Below are 15,807 nucleotides of genomic sequence, written 5' to 3'. Positions count from 1 at the left end.
TAGCCACGGTGACGGCCGTTCGGTGTGCGAGAACGACGGGCCCGGGCGTCCCGCCGGTCGGCGACAGGAGCCGGGCGTCCCGCCGGTCGGCGTCAGGAGCCGGGCGTCCCGCCGGTCGGCGGCAGGCCCGGTCAGCGCGCGGAGCGGTCCGGACGCGGCGCCGGCCGCCACACCACGAGCGCGGTGTCCCGCCGCACGGGCACCAGGTCGCGCCGGTAGCTGGCGTGCACCCCGGCCGTGGCGGCCGCCGCTGCGGCCCGAGTCGCGAGCAGCTCGTCGGTGAGCTCGGTCAGGCGCTGCTGCAGCGCCTCCACGTGGTTGGTCAGCTCGATGATCCGCTTGATCCCGGCCAGGTTCACGCCCTCGTCCTGGCTGAGGCGCTGGACCTCCCGCAGCAGGGCCACGTCGCGCGGGGAGTAGCGCCGACCCCCGCCGGCGCTGCGGTGCGGGGTGACCAGGCCGAGCCGGTCGTAGGTGCGCAGCGTCTGGGCGTGCATGCCGGCGAGCTCGGCGGCGACGCTGATCACGAACACCCGTGCGTCGGGGTCCACCGGTGGCCCGCCGAACGCGCCCGTCACGGGCACCGCCCCGTCACCGCGAGCCCGCCCACCGTGCCCGGGGGTCGAACCCGCTGGCCCGCTCGGCCGCGGCGTAGGCGGTGAGCGCCTCGGTGGCTGCGGTGTCCAGGGTCGGGGGCACGGCGACCTCCACGGTGACGAGCAGGTCCCCGGTCACGCCGTCCCGGGTGCTCACGCCACGCCCGCGCACCCGCAGGGTCCGTCCGTCGGAGGTGCCCGGCGGCAGCTTCACCCCGACCCGCCCGTTCAGGGTCGGCACCGAGAGCGTGGTGCCCAGGGCCAGCTCGCCGAAGCTCACGGGCACGGTCAGCGTCAGGTCGTGACCCGAGCGGGCGAACACCGCGTGCGCGTTGACGTGCACGGTGACGAAGAGGTCACCCGAGGGTGCGCCCCGCAGCCCCGCCTCACCCTGTCCGGCGAGCCGGATGCGCTGACCGTCCTCGACGCCCGAGGGGACCCGCACCGTGATGGTCCGGGTGCGGGTGGTGGCGCCGGTGCCGCGACAGTCCGGGCACGGGTCGTCCACCTGGGAGCCGGTGCCCCGGCAGTCGCGGCACGGCTCGCTGAAGCCGAAGGCGCCCTGGTTGCGGCTGACCAGGCCCGAGCCGGCACAGGTCGGGCAGGTGCGCGGGGAGGTCCCCGGCTTGGCCCCGCTGCCGTGGCAGGTGGTGCACGGGGCGGGGCTGGTCAGCCGCAGCGGCACCACCGCGCCCTTGGTGGCCTCGGCGAAGTCGAGGCGGACCTCGGTCTCCACGTCGCTGCCGCGCTGGGGCCGGCTGCCGCCGGGGCGCGCACCCCGGGTGAACAGCCCGCCGAGCAGGTCGCCGAGCCCGCCGTTGGCCCCGGCCCCGCCGGCCTGGCCGAACAGGTCGTTCAGGTCGAACTCCTGGCCGCCACCACCGGCCCCGCGCCCGCTGAACCCGCGGCCGCCCGTGGTGGCGAACATGCGCTTGGCCTCGTCGTACTCCGCCCGCTTGGCGGCGTCCCCGAGGACACCGTTGGCCTCGGACACGGTCTTGAACCGTGCCTCGGCTCCGGCGTCGCCGGGGTTGGCGTCCGGGTGCAGCTCGCGGGCGAGCTTGCGGTAGGCCTTCTTGATGTCGGCCTCGGACGCGTCGGAGGGGACGCCCAGGTCTCCGTAGAAGTCCTTGTCCATCCAGTCCCTCGCGCTCACCGGGCGTCCCCTCCCCTCACTGCTCGTCCTGCGCGACCGGTGTCTCCTGCTGCGCATCCTCCGTCACCGCGACCATCGCCGGGCGCAGAACGCGCTCACCGAAGCGGTAGCCCTGCCGCATGACCATGTCCAGCACCGGGGCGCCGCCGTCACCGGAGTGCGACACCGCCTCGTGCAGGGCGGGGTCGAACGCGTCGCCCACCGCCCCGTAGGACGCCAGACCCTGCCCGGTGAGGGCGTCGACGAGCTTGTCGGCCACAGCCTTCAGCGGACCCTCCAGGTCACCGTGGCTGCGCGCCCGGTCGAGGTCGTCGAGCACCCCGATCAGCGCCACCGCCACCTGGGCCTTGGCCCCGTCGACCACCGACTGCCGGTCGCGGTCCACCCGGCGCCGGTAGTTGGCGTACTCGGCGGAGACGCGCTGCAGGTCCGCGGTCCGCTCGGCCAGCTCCAGCTGCACCGGGTCGAGCGCCCCCTCCTCGGTGACCTCGGCGTCGAGCACCTCACCCAGCAGGGCAGCCTCCTCGGCGGGGCTCGGCTCCGCGTCGTGGGGCTCCACGACCGGGGGCGCCCCGACCGGGGGCTCCACGACCGGGGGCTCCGACGGGTCGACGTCGGCCGCAGCCGTGTCGACCACCCGCGCCCGGCCCGTCTCGGGATCGATGCGGCGGCGGTCGGTGATGGTCACCGGCTCCCGCTCGCGCTCGTCCTCGCGCGGGCTCACTTGCCCTCGCCGTCCTTCTTCTCGGTGTCGACCTTGGGCGCACCGGCAGCCTCGTCGACGGGCTCGTCCACGACCTCGGCGTCGACCACGCCGTCGTCGGCCTGCGACGCGGAAGCGTCACCGGCGGCCGCGGCGTCGGCGTAGATCTCGGTGCCCAGCACCTGCGACTCGTTGGCGAGCTTCTCCACCGCGGCCTTGATGGCCCCGGTGTCGGTGCCCTTGAGCGCCTCGTTGGCCTCGGCGATCGCGGCGTCGACCTTGGTGCGGGTCCCCGCCGAGATCTTGTCCTCGTTGTCCTTGACGAACTTCTCCGTCTGGTGGACGAGGGACTCGGCCTGGTTGCGGACCTCGGCCTCGTCGCGGCGCGACTTGTCCTCCTCGGCGTGGGCCTCGGCGTCCTTCATCATCCGGTCGATCTCGTCCTTGCTCAGCGCCGAGCCGCCCGTGATGACCATGGACTGCTCCTTGCCGGTGCCCAGGTCCTTGGCCCCGACGTGGACGATGCCGTTCGCGTCGATGTCGAAGGTGACCTCGATCTGCGGCACGCCCTGGGGCGCCGGCGGCAGGCCGGTCAGCTCGAACATGCCGAGCTTCTTGTTGTACGCCGCGATCTCGCGCTCGCCCTGGAACACCTGGATCTGCACCGAGGGCTGGTTGGCCTCGGCCGTGGTGAAGGTCTCCGAGCGCTTGGTCGGGATGGTCGTGTTGCGCTCGATGAGCTTGGTCATGATGCCGCCCTTGGTCTCGATGCCCAGGGACAGCGGCGTGACGTCGAGCAGCAGCACGTCCTTGACCTCGCCGCGCAGCACGCCGGCCTGCAGGGCCGCGCCCACGGCGACGACCTCGTCGGGGTTCACGCCCTTGTTGGGCTCGCGGCCGCCGGTGAGCTCCTTGACGAGCTCGGAGACGGCGGGCATGCGGGTGGAGCCACCGACGAGCACGACGTGGTCCACCGCGCCCACGGCGATCCCGGCGTCCTTGATGACGGCCTGGAACGGCGCGCGGCAGCGGTCGAGCAGGTCCGCGGTGATCTTCTGGAACTCGCTGCGGGAGAGCTGCTCGTCGAGGAACAGCGGGTTCTTGTCCCCGTCGACGGTGATGTAGGGCAGGTTGATCGAGGTGCTCTGCCCGGAGGAGAGCTCGATCTTCGCCTTCTCCGCGGCCTCGCGCAGGCGCTGCAGGGCCATCTTGTCCTTGGTCAGGTCGATGCCGTGCTGGGCCTTGAACTTCTCGACCAGGTGGTCCACCACGCGCTGGTCCCAGTCGTCGCCACCGAGGTGGTTGTCCCCGGAGGTCGCGCGGACCTCGACGACGCCGTCGCCGATCTCCAGCAGGGACACGTCGAACGTGCCGCCACCGAGGTCGAAGACCAGGATCGTCTGCTCCTTCTCACCCTTGTCCAGGCCGTAGGCCAGGGCGGCCGCGGTGGGCTCGTTGACGATGCGCAGGACGTTGAGCCCCGCGATCTGGCCGGCCTCCTTGGTCGCCTGGCGCTGGGCGTCCTCGAAGTAGGCGGGCACGGTGATCACCGCGTCGGTGACCTCCTCGCCGAGGTAGGCCTCCGCGTCGCGCTTGAGCTTCATCAGCGTGCGGGCGCTGATCTCCTGCGAGGTGTAGTCCTTGTCGTCGATCTTCGTCGACCAGTCGGTGCCGATGTGGCGCTTGACCGAGCGGATGGTGCGGTCGACGTTGGTGACGGCCTGGTTCTTGGCGGGCTGGCCCACCAGGACCTCGCCGTTGCGCGCGAACGCGACGACGGAGGGCGTGGTGCGGGAGCCCTCTGCGTTGGCGATGACGGTGGGTTCGCCACCCTCGAGGACCGAGACCACCGAGTTGGTGGTGCCGAGGTCGATGCCGACCGCACGTGACATGGGTGTTCCTCCTGCATGTTGGGGGTGCTGCTCACTGGTGGTGCGGGCCTGCCGCGACCGGGCTGAGCCTGCTGCGCTCAAGTTTGGCCGACCGAGGGCTCGGCCGTCAAGCCAGACCTGAGCGCGACGGGCTCAAGGTGTACTGATTCGATCAACGGCGCTGCGCCGCCCGGTGTTCCCGAGCAGCGGAACCATGGGCCCGCGGGCGGTAGATTCGACTCTGTGGCACGCACGGACTCCCCCCGGCCCAGCAGGACGACCGCGGCCGGACGTGGCCGGTGACCGAGGACGGCCCGTCGCGGCCCGGCCCACGCCCACAAGCTCCCGAGCGGCCCCCGTTCACCCCGTCGAGGCCGGACCTGTCCCCTGCGACGCGCCCACCCCGCGTCGTCACGGCCGCGCGGCGGGTCGTGGTGGCCGGGGTGGCGGTGTCGGTGCTGGCCGCCCTGGTCATCGCCGCCAACCTCGACCCGGTCCGCAGCCGCCTCGAGCTCGGCCTGGCGCAGGGCAACCCCGAGCGGTCCGACCAGGCAGTCACCTCCGCCGTGCGCCTCACCCTGCTCGGCGCGGCCGGCGCCGCCGCCGTCCTGGGCGTCGTCGAGCTGGTCACCGTGGTGTGGTTGGGCCGGCGGTCCCGGACGGCGCAGTACCTGCTCGTCGGCGCCGCGAGCCTCAACGTCGTCACCCTGGTGGTCACCAGCGCACTGCTGGCAGATGCCCAGGTCGGGGTGTCCAGCGGCCAGCTCCGCCTGGCCGGGCTCGCACCGGTGGTGCACGGTCTGCTGCTGCTCGTCGCCGTCGCCCTGCTGCTGCTGCCGGCCAGCCGCTCCTGGCTGCGGCGCCCGGGGCCCCGCCTCGGGCGCGGATGACGGGCGGAGCCCTCAGCCCGGGAGCGAGGCGAGCACGCCCTCGGCGCTGCGTGCGGCGGCCCGGCACGCGCGGGCGGTCGCCGGGTCCTGCAGCGGGCGGCGGGCCCGTGCCTGCCACGTGCCTGCGAGCTCGAGCGCTCGTGCCCGGACGAGCTGCAGCGGCGCGTCCGGGTCGGTGCCCATGCGCTGGGACGGCCTCGCACCGCGCCCCCCCAGGACCAGCTCCAGCTCGGCCAGCTCGTCGGCGGGCAGGTCCAGGTGCAGGGCCGCGAGCCGGCCGAGCAGCCTCAGCTCGGTGAAGCCGTGGGTGTCGGCGAGCAACGCCTCCACCCGCCGGGCGAGCACCGCTGACCCGGCCACCGCGTGCTCGCGCAGGACCGCCCGCACCGCCAGCAGCGCCGAGTGGGCCTTGAGCAGGTCGGAGCGCTGCGCGAGCTGCACCTCGAGGGTGTCGCGCAGGTCGTCGAGGCCGCTGCGGCGGCGGAGCTCGGCGGCCAGCGTCGGAGCATCGGGGGTCCCACCCCGGACCAGGGCCACCGCGAGGCGGAGGCCGAACACCCCGAAGCGCCGGACGAGCTGCTCGCGCAGCGCGGGCTCGACGGGCAGCTCCACGTCGTCCCGCAGGAAGCGGTCGACCGAGAGCAGCGCGAGCGTCAGCTCGTCGCGGCCCACCGCCGCCAGCGACCGGAACGCCAGGTACTCCTCCTGGCGCAGCGTCCGTGCCCCCAGGGCCAGCAGGCCCGCCACCGGCAGCACCGTGTGGCACAGCCCGGCCAGGTCCGGACCGGCGGCCAGCCGTGCCGCCACGTCGCGCGCCGCCGCCATCGCGTCGAGCCGTCCGGCCCCGACCTCGTCGGCCCGGGAGAGGACTCCCACCACCCCGACGGCCCCCTGTCCTGCCCCGCCGTCACTGCCGGGATCGGCCGCGGTCTCGTGGAGACGTCGCAGGAACGCCACGTCGCTCGCGTGCAGCTGACGCATCAGGTAGACCACGGCATCCACCCCGGGCAAGGACCCGGACGGGGTCAGCAGCTGCGCGGTCCGGGCCGAGACGTCCTGGGACAACGACGAGGTCCCAGGGGTGTCGACGAGGGTCGCGGCCCGCAGCGCTCGGGCCGGCCAGCCCACCTCGAGATGGATCACCTCGTCCGGGGCGACGTCGCCGAGGTCGATCTCGAGACCACCACGCTTCCGCCGCACCGGCAGCTCGTCGCGACGCTCGCCCCCTGCGACCCGGTGGACCAGGTGCACCGACCGCTCGTGGTGGTGGCGGTACCAGGTGACCACCCGGGTGCACTCGGTGGCGTCGGTGGGCGCGACCTCCTCGCCGACAAGGGCATTGAGCAGCGTGGACTTGCCCGCCTTGACCGTGCCGGCCAGGGCGACGCGCAACGGCCCGTCGATCCGCTCCCGACAGGCCCGCACGGCGTCGAGCGCCTCCGGTCGCCCGCGCAGCAGGACCTCTGCGTCGGTGACGACCGCCCGGACCGCCACGACGGTCATCGGTGCGCTCACCGGTTCGCCGTCGCCGCGGCGGCCCGGGTGGGCTCCGGGGCGCTCACCGCGGCTGCTCGTGCGCGCAACGATCCCAGGGTCGCCAGCTGAGCCTCGAGGTCGGCGCAGCGGCGCTCCCGGTCGGTCTCCGCCGTGCGCGCTGCGGCCTTGCCGGCGGCGAGCGAGGCGTTGAGGGTGCGCAGCGTCTGGTCGGCCACCCCGGTGAAGTGGTCGCGCAGGGTGCGCTGCACTCCCCGCAGCCGGTCCTTGGACTGCTTGCCCACCTGGAACACCACGTCGTCGGAGAGCCGGCGCACCGCCTGCTTGGCGTCGTTGCGGCGCCGCACCAGTCGCTGCTCCCGGTCGTCGCGGTAGGCCTTGGTCCCCAGCAGCAGGCCCGCGCCGATCGAGATCGGGTTGACCAGCGCGAAGCCCATCAGGCTGGTGACCATCCCGAACATGAGCACGCCGCCGTAGGAGCCGCGCATGCCGACGAGCAGCTTCTGGGTGGGGGTGAGCCGGCCGGCGTCGAGCTCGGCGAGCCCGCTGACCGGCTCCAGCACCCCGTCGGTGCTGGTGAGGTCCAGCTCCGGCAGCAGCACCGCCTGCACCTCGGTGAAGTGCTCGGCCACCGTCTCGGCCAGCCAGACCGACCGCTCCTGGGCCCACACGAAGTTGTCGCAGACCGCGCGGACCACCTCGTTCTCCACCCAGTCGCTGAGCTCGCCCCACGTCATCCCCGGGTCGACGCCGTCGATGACCTCCTCCGCCGCCTTCGTCACCCGGCGCAGTCGGTCGCGCAGGTCGTGCTCGAGGTCGGTCAACAGGTCGAGCGCGCCGTCGTTGAGCGTCAGCTGCCATCGCGCGCTGCGCTGCTGCTGCCCCTCGGCCCGGGTGCGGGCCACGGCGAGGTCCGCGGCAGAGCGCTCCCCCACGGCCGGGTCGCGCAGCGCGTCCAGCTCGGTGCGCAGCCCCAGGGTCAGGTGGTCGAGCACACCGGTCACCTCGCGGGCAACGGCGGTGCGCAGCAGCTGGTCGGACTGCCGCACCACGCGGTGCCGCAAGAACGTGATCAGGTCGGGGTAGCCGGACTCGCCGTTGAGGACGGCATCACCAGTCCGCAGGGCGTGGGAGCGCAGCGCGGCGGAGATCGCGACGAGCGGCACTCCGACACCGGCCCGGTCCAGGTGCGCACGGTCGGCCTGCCCGACCACCCGCCAGTCCGGGTAGAGGTCGATCTTGCTCAGCACGCACACCGCGGTGGGGCACAGCGCGAGCACCTGTCTCAGGAACGCGAGCTCGGGCTCGGTGTACTCCTGGCTGGCGTCGGTGACGACCAGGACCGCATCGGCTCCCGGCAGCAGCCCGAGCGCGGTCGCTGCGTGCCGCGAGCTCGGCCCACCGGCACCAGCGGTGTCGACGACGACGAGCCCCTCGGCGAGCAGGGGGCTGGGCACACCCACCTCGGCGCGGAGCACCTCTCGGCCGTCGTCGGCCAGCGGCATCCCCGCGAGGACGGCGGCGAGCGCGGACGGCTCGATCTCCAGCACCGTCGGGTCCACCTCGCCGGCACCCTGCACCACGATCCGCGCGGTGGGCCGCTCGGCGTGGGAGAGGACCAGTGGCACGGCGGTGGTGACGTCGTCGTCCACGGCGCACACCTCGGCTCCGAGCAGCGCGTTGACCAGCATCGACTTGCCTTGCTTGTGCTCACCGACGACGACGACCCGGGTGCGGGGGTCCTCGGTGCGGGCGAGGACGGCGTCGAGACGGGAGACCAGGTCAGGACGCTCGGCGTCGGCGACGACGGACCGGGCGTCACGGACGAGGTCGGCCGCCGAGGCACGGGCGTGGCCTGCGGGGGGCGGAACGGTGGGAGCGCTCACGGGACTCCTGCGACGGTGAGGGAGGCGGTGCGAAACCCGCCGACACGATGCTATCGATGCGGGCGGACGACGAACCCCGCACGCGAGGAGCGTGCGGGGTCCGGTCGGGTCAGCCAGGGCCCGGTGAGGTGCTCACCGGGCTGCTCAGGTGGGTCAGACCCCGATCCCGAGGTCGACGTCGACGTCGCCGTCGACGACGACCACGCCGTTGTTCTGGTCCGCACCGTCGTTGAACTGGTCGCCGGTGACCGCGTCTCCGGCGTCGAACGAGTTGTCGGAGCCGTCCTGCGAGCTGTAGTCGTTGTTGGCGTTGGTCAGCTCGTCGCCGCTGGACTGGTCGTTGCCGACGTTGCTGAGGTTGCCATCGTTGTTCTGGCTGTTGTCGGTGTTCAGGCTGCCGTCGAGCGAGTTGTCGGTGTTCACCGAGTTGTCGTTCGCCTGAGAGTTGTCGGCGTTCAGGCTGCCATCGAGCGAGTTGTCGGTGTTCACCGAGTTGTCGTTCGCCTGAGAGTTGTCGGCGTTCAGACTGCCATCGAGCGAGTTGTCGGTGTTCACCGAGTTGTCGTTCGCCTGCGAGTTGTCGGTGTTCAGGCTGCCATCGAGCGAGTTGTCGGTGTTCAGGCTGCCATCGAGCGAGTTGTCGGTGTTCAGGCTGCCATCGAGCGAGTTGTCGGTGTTCAGGCTGCCATCGAGCGAGTTGTCGGTGTTCAGGCTGCCGTCGAGCGAGTTGTCGATGTTCACCGAGTTGTCGTTCGCCTGCGAGTTGTCGGCGGACTGGTCGTTGCCCACGTTCGCGTTGGCGGTGTTGCCGTTGTTGCTGTCGAACACGTTGCCCGTGAGGACGTCGCCCTGGGTGAGGCTCTGGTCGGTGTTCAGCGAGTCCGTGAGGATGAGCGAGGTCGAGGCGTCGGTGTTGGCCGTGTTGCCGCCGTTGTTGGAGTTCACCGGCTGCGTGTTGCCGTTGTTGTTCCGGTTGTCGCTGTTGTCGTTGCCGACGTTGTCCAGCGAGTTGTCCGCACCCGCGCCACGGTTGTCGGTGTTGCCCGAGTCGGTCGTCACGTCGCCGACGGTGGAGCTGCTGTCGGTGCTGGCGGTGTTGCCCGAGTCGTTGACCGAGCTGTTCGACTGGTCGCGGCTGTCGCTCTGGTCGCGGTTGTCGGAGCTGTCGTTGCCCTGGTTCGAGTTGTTGGTGTTGTCGACCGAGTTGTCAGCACCTGCGCCACGGTTGTCGGTGTTGCCCGAGCCCGAGGAGTCGGTGTTGCCCGAGTCGTTGACCGAGCTGTTCGACTGGTCGCGGCTGTCGCTCTGGTCGCGGTTGTCGGAGCTGTCGTTGCCCTGGTTCGAGTTGTCCGAGCTGTCGTTGCCCTGGTTCGAGTTGTCCGAGCTGTCGTTGCCCTGGTTCGAGTTGTCCGAGCTGTCGTTGCCCTGGTTCGAGTTGTTGGTGTTGTCGACCGAGTTGTCAGCACCCGCGCCACGGTTGTCGGTGTTGCCCGAGCCCGACGAGTCGGTGTTGCCCTGGTTCGAGTTGTCCGACTGGTCGCGGCTGTCGGAGTAGTCGTTGCCCTGGTTCGAGTTGTTGCTGTTGTCGGTGGCCGTCATGTTGCCCTGGTTCGAGTTGTTGCTGTTGTCGGTGACCGTCGTGTTGCCCATGTTGGAGCCGACCATGTTGCCGCTGCCGGCGAAGACCGGCGCGTTGACGGGCACGGACCCGCCGACCGCGGCGTTCCCGTCACCGATGATCAGCGGCGCGTTGAACGCCGGGGTGTCAACCACGACGGCACCCGCGCCGGAGACGATCGGGGCATCGATCGCACCCTGGTAGTTGGTGTTGCCGTCACCCACCATGGCGTCCCCGCCCTGGGTCGCGACGTTGCCGTCGCCGAGGAAGGCGTCGCCGCCGCCGGTCTCGGTGACCGTCGCCCCGTCACCGGAGACCACCGGTGCGTTCGCGTCGCCGTCAACCACCGTGTTGCCGTCACCGGTGGTGATGGGCGCCTCCGCCGGGCCGTTGACCACGAGGTTTCCGTTGCCCTGGGTGAGCGGGCCGCCGACGCCGCCCTGGACAGTGGTGTTGCCGTCGCCGACCGCACCGAGGTTGTCGCCCTCGATGACGGTGTTGCCGTCGCCGACCGCGCCGTTGACGTCGCCGGCGACGTTGGTGCCGGATCCGATGACGCCGTTGTTGGGGCCATCAACCTGGGTGTTGCCGTCGCCGGTCGCGACGTTGCCGGTGATGTCGCGACCGGCGGCAACAGCGCCGTCCCCGGTCACGATCGGCGAGTTGACCGTCGCGTCCGCGCCGACACCCACCGCGCCGTCGCCGGGGGTGATCACGGAGTGGTTGTCGAAGGACTGCTGGACGTCGCCGTTGGCCCACACGTTGGAGTCGGTCGACGTGTCGATGTTGTGGCTGTCGATGCCCACCGAGATCGGGAGGTCGAGGTCCCAGCTCTGGTAGTTCTGCACCACGACCTGGATCTGGCTGACGGCCGCGGCGTGGTCCACCGTCGCCGTCGCCGTCGCCGTCGACGTGACGACGTGCGACGTGGTGTGGGCGTGGGCCGACGAGGTGTAGGCGTGGGCCGAGGCCGTGCCGGCGAAGCCGCTGAACGCCGTGGCGTGCACCGGCGCGTACTCGGCGAGCATCGGGGCGACCGCGTCGACGTCGGAGCACGTCACACCGCCGAGCCCGGACGCAGCGAGGACCGCGTCGGGGTTGGACTGGAACTCGGCGGCCGCCTGCGGGTCGCGGAGCAGTCCGAGGATGAAGTTGAGCAGGGAGCTGGCCGTGGTTGCCATCGGTGGATCTCCTGGGTCGCAGAGTCGGTCCACCCCGGGCGGTGTGGCCTGATCTGAAGCTAGGAGGCACACGTGGGCGGGGGGAACGGGGTCCGCACACCACGTGTGCGACCGGCCCCCGGGTGTTCGGCGCTAGGGGGTGACCCCTCGTTGGGGGTTCCGACCCCGACGGCGCCCACGACCCGCCGTCAGTGCTCACGGGGGGATTGTTGATCACGGGTGGGACATGTAGCCTACTGGCGATTTGGGGGATTGAACCGGTTGCGGACTCCCGTTACAGGTCCGATGAACGGGGTGGTCGCAGTGGGTGTTCTCTACGGAGTGGATCTTGTGTCCGGCGCGACAGGGGCAGCCCTGCGCGACCTCGAGACCACCGGTGGACAGCCCCTGACCCTGGTCGATCGCTTCGACAGGGCGGCGGGCATCCGCCCGGACGACTACGCCGACGTCCTCGAGCGGGTTGGTGACCCCGTTCCGCTCCGTGGGGCAGTCTTGGCGCACGTGCAGCTCGCCGAGCTCCTCGGAAGTGGAGTGGCACCCGGCGACGCAGTGGTCGTCGCCCACCCGGACAGCTGGTCGCGGTACTCCTCCGAGGTCGTCGGCGAGGAGCTCGGAGGACGGCTCGCGGGCCCGTTCCAGCTGGTCCCGGCCTCCGACGCGGTCGCGGCCTGGGTCGCTGACCGCCGCCCTGCCCCGCCCCGCTCCTCAGACGGCCAGCCGACGGGCACGTCCCTGCTCGTCGTCGCGATCGGCCAGCGCACCAGCGTGGTCACCCTCCGCCGGAGCGGCCCGGCCGCGCCGTCGGATCCGTCGCCGAACCCTGCTCCTCTGCTGACGGTGAGCAGCCGAACCGGCGAGGTGCTGACCGCGGACGAGGTCGGGCACGCACTGCTGCGGCACGTGCTGCAGGGCGTCCCAGCCCTCGATCCGGCCGCGCTCCGTTCACCTGCGGCGATCGCGGCGCTGAACCGCGTACGAGCTGACTGCGCCCTGGCCGTGCAGGACCTGGCCGTCGACACCGAGGCTGCCGTTCCGGTCGACCTCGACGGCACCAGCACCTGCGTCCGGGTGATCCGTGCCGAGCTCGAGCTCTTGCTGGCCCCCGCGGTGCGCGCGGTGGCCGACGACGCCGCGGGCCTGCTCGAGATGGCCGGCGTGAGTGCTGCGGAGCTCGACCACATCGTGGTCACCGGCGTGCTGCCGGCGGCCCTCGTCGCCGAGCAGCTCTCCGCGGCGCTGGGCGTCCCGGTGCGCAGCGAGCCCTCCCCGGGCCTGGCTGTGGCCGGTGGCGCGGCGCTGCTCGCGGGAGCCCTCGTCCCGACCGTGGTCCCGCTCGAGCCGACCCTGCTCGACGTCTACACCGCCGCGGTGGAACCGCCGAGGCCCGTCTTCGCCCCACCCGCTGTGCGCACCACCCCGGACCGGCGCCGTGACCGCGTGCTCACTCGGGTCCTCGTGGCCATGGTCGCGGTCATCGCGGTGTCCCTGGGCTCGTACCAGCTCGCCGGCCGATCAGACAGCCCCATCACGACGCGATTCGGCACGGCGGGAGCGTCGACCACCGAACCGGCCGGCACGTCGTCCACCGCTGAGACGAGCCGGTCCGGCGCAGTGGCCACCGAACAGCCGGGCACTACCACCGAGGTGGCCTCCACGATGCCGCCCGGTGTCCGCTCCTCCGGCACCACACCCGGCACGACGTCCGGCACCGGACCCGGCACCACACCGGACACGGAGTCCGGCACCACACCCGGGACGAAGTCCGGCACCACACCCGGCACGAAGTCCGGCACCACACCCGGCACGACACCCGGCACGGCGAGCACCAAGGGACGGCCCGCGTCGACGGGTGCAGCTCCGAGCCAGGCACGAGACGAGCCGCCGGCGCCGGGAACACCGGCAGCTCCCGCGTCCGAGGGGACCGCCTCCGGTGCGGGAGCCGGAGGCACCGGCCCCACCACCAGGAACGAGGCGGCCGGTAGTGCCGGTGCCGGCGCCGGCGGCGCATCCGGAGGCTCGGGCGGCAGCGGTGCGCCCACAGTTCCCGCGGCGGGCACCGAGCCCGCGCCGCCCGCTGACACGGTGGCCCCTGCAGCGCCCGCGGCGAGCGCCCCGGGCAACGGAACCGTCACCAGCTCGACGCCCTGACGCAGTGGCGCCACGACAGCTTACGGGGCACCAACGCGTGGTTGGTGACCGCACCGGGGACGGGGTGTCCGCCCCGGGAGGCGACGGCCGGAACCGGGTGCCCGTGGGCGAGGACGGTGAGCCCGCCGGCATGAGCACGACGGCCCACGACCACCTCGTCTCCGCCCCGTCCAGCACGGTGCGTCTGCTCCTGCTCGCCCAGGTGCGCGACGGGATCGACGCGGCGACCGTCGCCGTCGTGCTCGGGTGCGGCCCGGGCGAGGTGGCCGGCCTGCTCGGCTCCGCCCGCAGGTCGGGGCTGCTCGGTGCGGGCGACCGGCTGCGGCCGGCCGTCGTGCACGCCCTGGCCGAGGTCGCGGGGCCCACCATGGTCGACGACGTCCGCCGCGCTGTGCTGGAGGTGGAGCTCGAGCACGGGACGCTGCAACCGGCGCTGGCCCACCGGCTCGCCACGCAGGGCCTGCGCGACCACAGGCTCGCGGCCGTGCTCGTCACCGCGGCGGACGCCGTCACCACGTCGTCCCCGGCCCGCGCCACCGAGCTCTACACCGCCGCGGTGTGGGCCGGTGCGCCCGACGGCGCGCTGGCGGTGCGGCGCGGCGACGCGGCCGTGCGGGCCGGCGACCTCGCGGGCGCCCTGGAGATCGTGGACGCCGCGTGGGAGCACGTCCCCGACGACGAGCTCGGCGCCCTCGTCCAGATCGGGGCGACGGTGTCGGTGCTGCGCGGCACGCCACGCCACGCGGCCGCGCTCTACCGCCACCTCGGTCCGGAGCGCGCCGGCGCGCACGCGCCGCTCGCTGCCGTCGTCCTGTGGGGATCGGGCGACGCCGCCGCGGCCGCAGCGATGGCGGCCGCCCCGCCGACGGGACCGCCGACCGCCCGTGCGGCCGGGCTGCGGCTGCTCGTCGAGGGTCTCGCGCTCTCCCTCGGACCCGACCCCGCCGGCTCCCTGACCGTGCTGGGCCGGGCGGTGACGATGCTGCACCCGCCGGACCCGGCGCCCACCCCGGTCTCCGCCACGGCGGTAGCCGCGATCGCCGCGCTGCACGCGGGTGACCTGGATCGTGCGGGCCTCGTCCTGGCCCGGTCCGTGGGCGACCCCGCCGTCACCGGCCCGCCACGTGCCCACCACCTGGCCCTGCTGGGGTGGACGGCGATGCTTCGCGGCGACCTCGCGGGAGCCGACGAGCTGCGCGCACAGGGTGTGGCGGTGGGGAGTCCGGCGCTGCGGGACGAGCTGTTCCTGCGCGCGCTCGAGGTGGGACTGGCCCGGCGCTCGCGCGACCTCGCCGCGTTGAAGGCGGCGTGGGGCCGCGCCGGCGAGGTCCTCGGGGAGCTGACCCCCGACCTGTTCACCCTGCTGCCGCTCGGCGAGCTGTGGGTGGCGGCCGCCCGGGTGGGATCGGCCGCTCGGCTCGCCCCGCTGGTCGAGGAGGCGCAGGAGCTCCTCGCACGGCTCGGCGACCCGGTGCTGTGGTCCTCGGCCCTGCACTGGTCGGGGGTCCACGCGGCGATCCTGCAGGAGGACCCCGACGGACTGCGTCCCCACGCCGCCGCACTCACTGCCGCCTCCCACCACAGCGAGTACGCGGCTGCCCTGGCGATGGCGGGCCAGGCGTGGCTGCGGGTTCTCGTGGGTCGGGTGGACACCGACGAGGTCACCGCAGCGGCCCGGGCCCTGGCCCGGTTCGGGCTCTCCTGGGACGGGTCACGGCTGGCGGGGCAGGCCGCGCTCCGGGCCACCGGCGGTTCCGTCGCGACCGATCTGCTCGACGTCGCGCGCAGCCTCGCGCCCTCGACGACGACCTCGGGCTCCACCGCGTCGGCGGCCCTGCCCGGGGACGGCACGCTGCTGAGCGACCGGGAGCGCGAGGTCGCCGCGCTCGTCGTGCACGGCCTGACCTACCGCGACATCGGTGAGCAGCTGTTCATCTCGGCGAAGACGGTGGAGCACCACGTCGCCAGGATCCGCGGTCGCCTGGGGGCGCAGTCCCGGTCCGAGCTGTTCGCGATGCTGCGGGCTGCCGGGCAGACGAACCCCGGCGTGACACCCACGGGTGACGGCCCGGCGACGTGAGGGTGGCGCTGCCGTCCGGACAGCGGACGCAGACCACCGTCGAGCGGTCCGACGGCGGGGCGAACGGGCGTGGGGTGGTCTAATGCAGACCCTCGGCACCGAGGGTCCTGCAGTGTTTCCGGCGCCGCCCTGCGCGGCACAATTACCGGTGGGTAACCTAACTGCCCCGGGGGTCGAGACACCT

At 73.0% G+C, this 15,807-nt stretch carries 10 protein-coding genes; 3 read left to right on the top strand and 7 right to left on the bottom strand.

Annotated elements, in window-relative coordinates:
* Positions 1 to 131: 131 nt before the first annotated feature.
* Genes RHODO2019_RS00420 through dnaK form a run of 4 tightly spaced genes read right to left on the bottom strand, consistent with a single transcriptional unit; the run spans position 132 to position 4,347 of the window.
* The gene (locus RHODO2019_RS00420; RefSeq protein ID WP_290428886.1) at positions 132 to 584 is read right to left on the bottom strand and encodes a heat shock protein transcriptional repressor HspR; all 453 of its coding nucleotides are present in this window, start codon (positions 582 to 584) and stop codon (positions 132 to 134) included.
* 7 nt (positions 585 to 591) lie between these two features.
* Entirely contained in the window at positions 592 to 1,734 is a 1,143-nt protein-coding gene (dnaJ, locus tag RHODO2019_RS00415) for a molecular chaperone DnaJ (protein ID WP_435532243.1), read from the bottom strand.
* A gap of 34 nt (positions 1,735 to 1,768) precedes the next feature.
* Positions 1,769 to 2,476 (bottom strand): nucleotide exchange factor GrpE, encoded by a 708-nt coding sequence (gene grpE / locus RHODO2019_RS00410; RefSeq protein ID WP_265383121.1) that lies wholly within the window; start codon positions 2,474 to 2,476, stop codon positions 1,769 to 1,771.
* The gene (dnaK, locus tag RHODO2019_RS00405) at positions 2,473 to 4,347 is read right to left on the bottom strand and encodes a molecular chaperone DnaK (RefSeq protein WP_265383120.1); all 1,875 of its coding nucleotides are present in this window, start codon (positions 4,345 to 4,347) and stop codon (positions 2,473 to 2,475) included. The genes grpE and dnaK overlap by 4 nt, the downstream gene beginning before the upstream one ends.
* Positions 4,348 to 4,769: 422 nt before the next feature.
* Between dnaK and RHODO2019_RS00400 the strand changes: the two genes are divergently transcribed.
* The gene (locus RHODO2019_RS00400) at positions 4,770 to 5,216 is read left to right on the top strand and encodes a hypothetical protein (RefSeq protein WP_265383119.1); all 447 of its coding nucleotides are present in this window, start codon (positions 4,770 to 4,772) and stop codon (positions 5,214 to 5,216) included.
* A gap of 12 nt (positions 5,217 to 5,228) precedes the next feature.
* On the opposite strand, the gene RHODO2019_RS00395 is transcribed toward RHODO2019_RS00400, so the two are convergent.
* The 3 genes from RHODO2019_RS00395 to RHODO2019_RS00385 form a co-directional block, all read right to left on the bottom strand.
* Positions 5,229 to 6,719: a dynamin family protein gene (locus RHODO2019_RS00395; RefSeq protein WP_435532242.1), complete on the bottom strand. Its 1,491-nt coding sequence runs from the start codon at positions 6,717 to 6,719 to the stop codon at positions 5,229 to 5,231.
* Between the two features lie 8 nt (positions 6,720 to 6,727).
* Positions 6,728 to 8,596, bottom strand: coding sequence for a dynamin family protein (locus RHODO2019_RS00390; RefSeq protein WP_265383117.1), 1,869 nt, complete (start codon positions 8,594 to 8,596; stop codon positions 6,728 to 6,730).
* 153 nt (positions 8,597 to 8,749) lie between these two features.
* Positions 8,750 to 11,395 (bottom strand): IniB N-terminal domain-containing protein, encoded by a 2,646-nt coding sequence (locus RHODO2019_RS00385; protein ID WP_265383116.1) that lies wholly within the window; start codon positions 11,393 to 11,395, stop codon positions 8,750 to 8,752.
* A gap of 285 nt (positions 11,396 to 11,680) precedes the next feature.
* Here RHODO2019_RS00385 and RHODO2019_RS00380 point away from each other — a divergent pair, with 285 nt between their 5' ends.
* Positions 11,681 to 13,543, top strand: coding sequence for an Hsp70 family protein (locus tag RHODO2019_RS00380; RefSeq protein ID WP_265383115.1), 1,863 nt, complete (start codon positions 11,681 to 11,683; stop codon positions 13,541 to 13,543).
* Between the two features lie 64 nt (positions 13,544 to 13,607).
* Positions 13,608 to 15,623 carry a LuxR C-terminal-related transcriptional regulator gene (locus RHODO2019_RS00375; protein WP_265383114.1) on the top strand — a complete coding sequence of 672 codons (2,016 nt, stop codon included), beginning with the start codon at positions 13,608 to 13,610 and terminating at the stop codon, positions 15,621 to 15,623.
* Positions 15,624 to 15,807 lie beyond the last annotated feature (184 nt).

Source organism: Rhodococcus antarcticus (assembly GCF_026153295.1).
Taxonomy (GTDB): domain Bacteria; phylum Actinomycetota; class Actinomycetes; order Mycobacteriales; family Mycobacteriaceae; genus Rhodococcus_D; species Rhodococcus_D antarcticus.
This window is presented reverse-complemented; position numbering and strand designations above follow the sequence as displayed.

Coding starts and splice junctions, on each gene's coding strand:
- dnaJ (WP_435532243.1), bottom strand. CDS start 1,734: ATGGACAAGGACTTCTACGGAGACCTGGGCGTCCCCTCCGACGCGTCC.
- RHODO2019_RS00380 (WP_265383115.1), top strand. CDS start 11,681: ATGAACGGGGTGGTCGCAGTGGGTGTTCTCTACGGAGTGGATCTTGTG.
- RHODO2019_RS00385 (WP_265383116.1), bottom strand. CDS start 11,395: ATGGCAACCACGGCCAGCTCCCTGCTCAACTTCATCCTCGGACTGCTC.
- dnaK (WP_265383120.1), bottom strand. CDS start 4,347: ATGTCACGTGCGGTCGGCATCGACCTCGGCACCACCAACTCGGTGGTC.
- RHODO2019_RS00395 (WP_435532242.1), bottom strand. CDS start 6,719: ATGACCGTCGTGGCGGTCCGGGCGGTCGTCACCGACGCAGAGGTCCTG.